This window comes from Acidovorax sp. PRC11 (assembly GCF_031844105.1).
In the GTDB taxonomy this organism is placed as follows: domain Bacteria; phylum Pseudomonadota; class Gammaproteobacteria; order Burkholderiales; family Burkholderiaceae_C; genus Paracidovorax.
The window spans coordinates 1-5,580 of the sequence record NZ_JAUZUQ010000046.1 but is presented as its reverse complement, the minus strand read 5'-3'; the positions used below and the strand labels follow the sequence as shown (position 1 = coordinate 5,580).

The following is a 5,580-nucleotide window of genomic DNA, read 5'->3' as shown; positions in this document are numbered from 1 at the left end:
GATGAAAGAAGCGAATAACCACAGAGTTTGACAGGTTTTTAAAAAGCCTGATAGAATTCGAGGCTCTGCTGATTACAGCGGGTTGGGAAGAAAAGAGTGAAATCTGATCTTCTGGTTCTTTAAAAATATACAGCCGATAAGCGTGGGCGTTTGATGGCGAGTGCCAAGTTCTTCGGAACTAGTGCTTAGCACTACAAACGCTCATGAGAATAGAAGTGAAGTTCACTTCAATTCCGTTTTTATGAGTTGAGTCGAAAGACTTTAAATTTCAAGATCGAACTGTAGAGTTTGATCCTGGCTCAGATTGAACGCTGGCGGCATGCCTTACACATGCAAGTCGAACGGTAACAGGTCTTCGGATGCTGACGAGTGGCGAACGGGTGAGTAATACATCGGAACGTGCCCGATCGTGGGGGATAACGAGGCGAAAGCTTTGCTAATACCGCATAAGATCTATGGATGAAAGCAGGGGACCGCAAGGCCTTGCGCGAACGGAGCGGCCGATGGCAGATTAGGTAGTTGGTGGGGTAAAGGCTTACCAAGCCTACGATCTGTAGCTGGTCTGAGAGGACGACCAGCCACACTGGGACTGAGACACGGCCCAGACTCCTACGGGAGGCAGCAGTGGGGAATTTTGGACAATGGGCGCAAGCCTGATCCAGCCATGCCGCGTGCAGGATGAAGGCCTTCGGGTTGTAAACTGCTTTTGTACGGAACGAAAAGCCTCTTTCTAATAAAGGGAGGTCATGACGGTACCGTAAGAATAAGCACCGGCTAACTACGTGCCAGCAGCCGCGGTAATACGTAGGGTGCAAGCGTTAATCGGAATTACTGGGCGTAAAGCGTGCGCAGGCGGTAATGTAAGACAGATGTGAAATCCCCGGGCTCAACCTGGGAACTGCATTTGTGACTGCATTGCTGGAGTGCGGCAGAGGGGGATGGAATTCCGCGTGTAGCAGTGAAATGCGTAGATATGCGGAGGAACACCGATGGCGAAGGCAATCCCCTGGGCCTGCACTGACGCTCATGCACGAAAGCGTGGGGAGCAAACAGGATTAGATACCCTGGTAGTCCACGCCCTAAACGATGTCAACTGGTTGTTGGGTCTTCACTGACTCAGTAACGAAGCTAACGCGTGAAGTTGACCGCCTGGGGAGTACGGCCGCAAGGTTGAAACTCAAAGGAATTGACGGGGACCCGCACAAGCGGTGGATGATGTGGTTTAATTCGATGCAACGCGAAAAACCTTACCCACCTTTGACATGTACGGAATCCTTTAGAGATAGAGGAGTGCTCGAAAGAGAGCCGTAACACAGGTGCTGCATGGCTGTCGTCAGCTCGTGTCGTGAGATGTTGGGTTAAGTCCCGCAACGAGCGCAACCCTTGCCATTAGTTGCTACGAAAGGGCACTCTAATGGGACTGCCGGTGACAAACCGGAGGAAGGTGGGGATGACGTCAAGTCCTCATGGCCCTTATAGGTGGGGCTACACACGTCATACAATGGCTGGTACAGAGGGTTGCCAACCCGCGAGGGGGAGCTAATCCCATAAAGCCAGTCGTAGTCCGGATCGCAGTCTGCAACTCGACTGCGTGAAGTCGGAATCGCTAGTAATCGCGGATCAGAATGTCGCGGTGAATACGTTCCCGGGTCTTGTACACACCGCCCGTCACACCATGGGAGCGGGTTCTGCCAGAAGTAGGTAGCCTAACCGTAAGGAGGGCGCTTACCACGGCAGGGTTCGTGACTGGGGTGAAGTCGTAACAAGGTAGCCGTATCGGAAGGTGCGGCTGGATCACCTCCTTTCTGGAAACTGCATTCAAAATTGAACGCCCACACTTATCGGTTGTTGGAAGAGTCGGTGCTAACCGACATGGGTCTGTAGCTCAGCTGGTTAGAGCACCGTCTTGATAAGGCGGGGGTCGTTGGTTCGAGCCCAACTAGACCCACCAAATCTTCCGAACAATAGATGGCGAGGATCAGTGGGGGATTAGCTCAGCTGGGAGAGCACCTGCTTTGCAAGCAGGGGGTCGTCGGTTCGATCCCGTCATCCTCCACCAATCAACGACAAGTATTCCAACACCAAAGCGGCTTCGCAAGAGGCTTCTTTGTTGTTGGTCCGGTATAGACCGGATCAATCGGCTGTTCTTTAAAAATTCATAGAGTCGAATCAGAGTTGTCAGAGGAAACTGCACATTCGTAAAGGTTTAGTGCAGACCGTGCCTCTGATGACAATTTTTTGATTGCGTCAAAACGAATGTTCAATTTGCGAAAGCTAGTTGAAATTCAGTAATGACGAATGTTTCTTGATAGTGATATCGAGGAATTATTCACATTACGGCATAACGCGCGAGGTGAAAGACCTCGCAAGTCCTTGAAAGAAGACTGTGGTATCTCGCAAGAGATGTCAAAGTTATAGGGTCAAGTGACTAAGAGCATGTGGTGGATGCCTTGGCGATGATAGGCGACGAAAGACGTGATAGCCTGCGATAAGCTTCGGGGAGCTGGCAAACAAGCATTGATCCGGAGATTTCTGAATGGGGAAACCCACCTCGCAAGAGGTATCGCATGATGAATACATAGTCATGCGAGGCGAACCGGGTGAACTGAAACATCTCAGTAGCTCGAGGAAAAGACATCAACCGAGATTCCGAAAGTAGTGGCGAGCGAAATCGGAGGAGCCTTCTAGTGATAGCACGACTGTTAGCAAAGCGGAATGGAAAGTCCGGCCATAGTGGGTGATAGCCCCGTATGCGAAAACAGACGTGTGGTACTGAGCTAGAGAAAAGTAGGGCGGGGCACGAGAAACCCTGTCTGAATATGGGGGGACCATCCTCCAAGGCTAAATACTCATCATCGACCGATAGTGAACAAGTACCGTGAGGGAAAGGCGAAAAGAACCCCGGGAGGGGAGTGAAATAGATCCTGAAACCGCATGCTTACAAAAAGTAGGAGCCCGCAAGGGTGACTGCGTACCTTTTGTATAATGGGTCAGCGACTTACATTCAGTGGCAAGGTTAACCGAATAGGGAAGCCGTAGAGAAATCGAGTCCGAATAGGGCGTCCAGTCGCTGGGTGTAGACCCGAAACCAAGTGATCTATCCATGGCCAGGATGAAGGTGCCGTAACAGGTACTGGAGGTCCGAACCGACTAGTGTTGCAAAACTAGCGGATGAGCTGTGGATAGGGGTGAAAGGCTAAACAAACTTGGAAATAGCTGGTTCTCTCCGAAAACTATTTAGGTAGTGCCTCAAGTATTACCGTCGGGGGTAGAGCACTGTTTTGGCTAGGGGGTCATGGCGACTTACCAAACCAAGGCAAACTCCGAATACCGACGAGTACAGCTTGGGAGACAGAGCACCGGGTGCTAACGTCCGGACTCAAGAGGGAAACAACCCAGACCGCCAGCTAAGGTCCCTAAAATTGGCTAAGTGGGAAACGAAGTGGGAAGGCTAAAACAGTCAGGATGTTGGCTTAGAAGCAGCCATCATTTAAAGAAAGCGTAATAGCTCACTGATCGAGTCGTCCTGCGCGGAAGATGTAACGGGGCTAAGCCAGTTACCGAAGCTGCGGATGCACAGTTTACTGTGCGTGGTAGGAGAGCGTTCTGTAAGCCTGTGAAGGTGTCTGGTAACGGATGCTGGAGGTATCAGAAGTGCGAATGCTGACATGAGTAGCGTTAAAGGGGGTGAAAAGCCCCCTCGCCGTAAGCGCAAGGTTTTCTACGCAACGTTCATCGGCGTAGAGTGAGTCGGCCCCTAAGGCGAGGCAGAGATGCGTAGTTGATGGGAAACAGGTCAATATTCCTGTACCGATGTGTAGTGCGATGTGGGGACGGAGAAGGTTAGCTCAGCCAACTGTTGGATATGTTGGTTCAAGCCTGTAGTCGTGCCTGGTAGGCAAATCCGCCAGGCTTAGATGAGGGGTGATAACGAGTCTGCTTGCAGACGAAGTGAGTGATACCCTGCTTCCAGGAAAAGCCACTAAGCTTCAGCTACACACGACCGTACCGCAAACCGACACTGGTGCGCGAGATGAGTATTCTAAGGCGCTTGAGAGAACTCAGGAGAAGGAACTCGGCAAATTGATACCGTAACTTCGGGAGAAGGTATGCCGCAAGTAGGTGAACTTGAACAAAGGGAGCCCAAAGCGGTTGCAAAAAATCGGTGGCTGCGACTGTTTAATAAAAACACAGCACTCTGCAAACACGAAAGTGGACGTATAGGGTGTGACGCCTGCCCGGTGCTGGAAGATTAAATGATGGGGTGCAAGCTCTTGATTGAAGTCCCAGTAAACGGCGGCCGTAACTATAACGGTCCTAAGGTAGCGAAATTCCTTGTCGGGTAAGTTCCGACCTGCACGAATGGCGTAACGATGGCCACACTGTCTCCTCCTGAGACTCAGCGAAGTTGAAATGTTTGTGATGATGCAATCTCCCCGCGGAAAGACGGAAAGACCCCATGAACCTTTACTGTAGCTTTGTATTGGACTTTGAACGGATCTGTGTAGGATAGGTGGGAGGCTTTGAAGTGAGGACGCTAGTTCTCATGGAGCCAACGTTGAAATACCACCCTGGTGCGTTTGAGGTTCTAACCCAGGTCCCTTATCGGGATCGGGGACAGTGCATGGTAGGCAGTTTGACTGGGGCGGTCTCCTCCCAAAGCGTAACGGAGGAGTTCGAAGGTACGCTAGTTACGGTCGGACATCGTGACGATAGTGCAATGGCATAAGCGTGCTTAACTGCGAGACTGACAAGTCGAGCAGATGCGAAAGCAGGACATAGTGATCCGGTGGTTCTGTATGGAAGGGCCATCGCTCAACGGATAAAAGGTACTCTGGGGATAACAGGCTGATACCGCCCAAGAGTTCATATCGACGGCGGTGTTTGGCACCTCGATGTCGGCTCATCTCATCCTGGGGCTGTAGCCGGTCCCAAGGGTATGGCTGTTCGCCATTTAAAGAGGTACGTGAGCTGGGTTTAAAACGTCGTGAGACAGTTTGGTCCCTATCTTCCGTGGGCGCTGCAGATTTGAGGAAGCCTGCTCCTAGTACGAGAGGACCGGAGTGGACACACCTCTGGTGTATCGGTTGTCACGCCAGTGGCATTGCCGAGTAGCTAAGTGTGGAAGAGATAACCGCTGAAAGCATCTAAGCGGGAAACTCGTTTCAAGATGAGATCTGCCGGGGCCTCGAGCCCCCTGAAGAGTCGTTCAAGACCAGGACGTTGATAGGCTGGGTGTGGAAGGCGTGCAAGCGCTTAAGCTAACCAGTACTAATTGCTCGTGCGGCTTGACCCTATAACTTTGACAAAAACGTCAAGGTTGTTATGCCAAGTGACGCAATCAAACACATAATCTGATTCCTCTCTATGAATTCGCCGTCCTGACCTCAACCCCAGGACAGCAACCCTTTATGCCTGATGACCATAGCAAGTTGGTCCCACTCCTTCCCATCCCGAACAGGACAGTGAAACGACTTTGCGCCGATGATAGTGCGGGTTCCCGTGTGAAAGTAGGTCATCGTCAGGCTCCTACAGCCCAAACCGCCCTCAGATCAACATTGGTCTGGGGGCGTTTTGCTT

2 tRNA genes and 3 rRNA genes are annotated in these 5,580 nt (G+C 51.4%); all 5 read left to right on the top strand.

Going from position 1 to position 5,580, the window contains the following annotated elements:
- Positions 1–276 precede the first annotated feature (276 nt).
- The 5 genes from Q9R47_RS24085 (at position 277) to rrf (ending at position 5,527) form a co-directional block, all read left to right on the top strand.
- Positions 277–1,805 (top strand): 16S ribosomal RNA (locus Q9R47_RS24085).
- 69 nt (positions 1,806–1,874) lie between these two features.
- Positions 1,875–1,951, top strand: a tRNA-Ile gene (locus Q9R47_RS24080).
- Positions 1,952–1,983: 32 nt separating this feature from the next.
- Positions 1,984–2,059: transfer RNA gene (locus tag Q9R47_RS24075), tRNA-Ala, on the top strand.
- A 359-nt stretch (positions 2,060–2,418) separates the two neighbouring features.
- Positions 2,419–5,296: ribosomal RNA gene (locus tag Q9R47_RS24070) — 23S ribosomal RNA — on the top strand.
- 118 nt (positions 5,297–5,414) lie between these two features.
- Positions 5,415–5,527 (top strand): 5S ribosomal RNA (gene rrf, locus Q9R47_RS24065).
- Together the 16S, 23S and 5S rRNA genes with 2 tRNA genes alongside form the textbook arrangement of a ribosomal RNA operon.
- Positions 5,528–5,580: the final 53 nt, after the last annotated feature.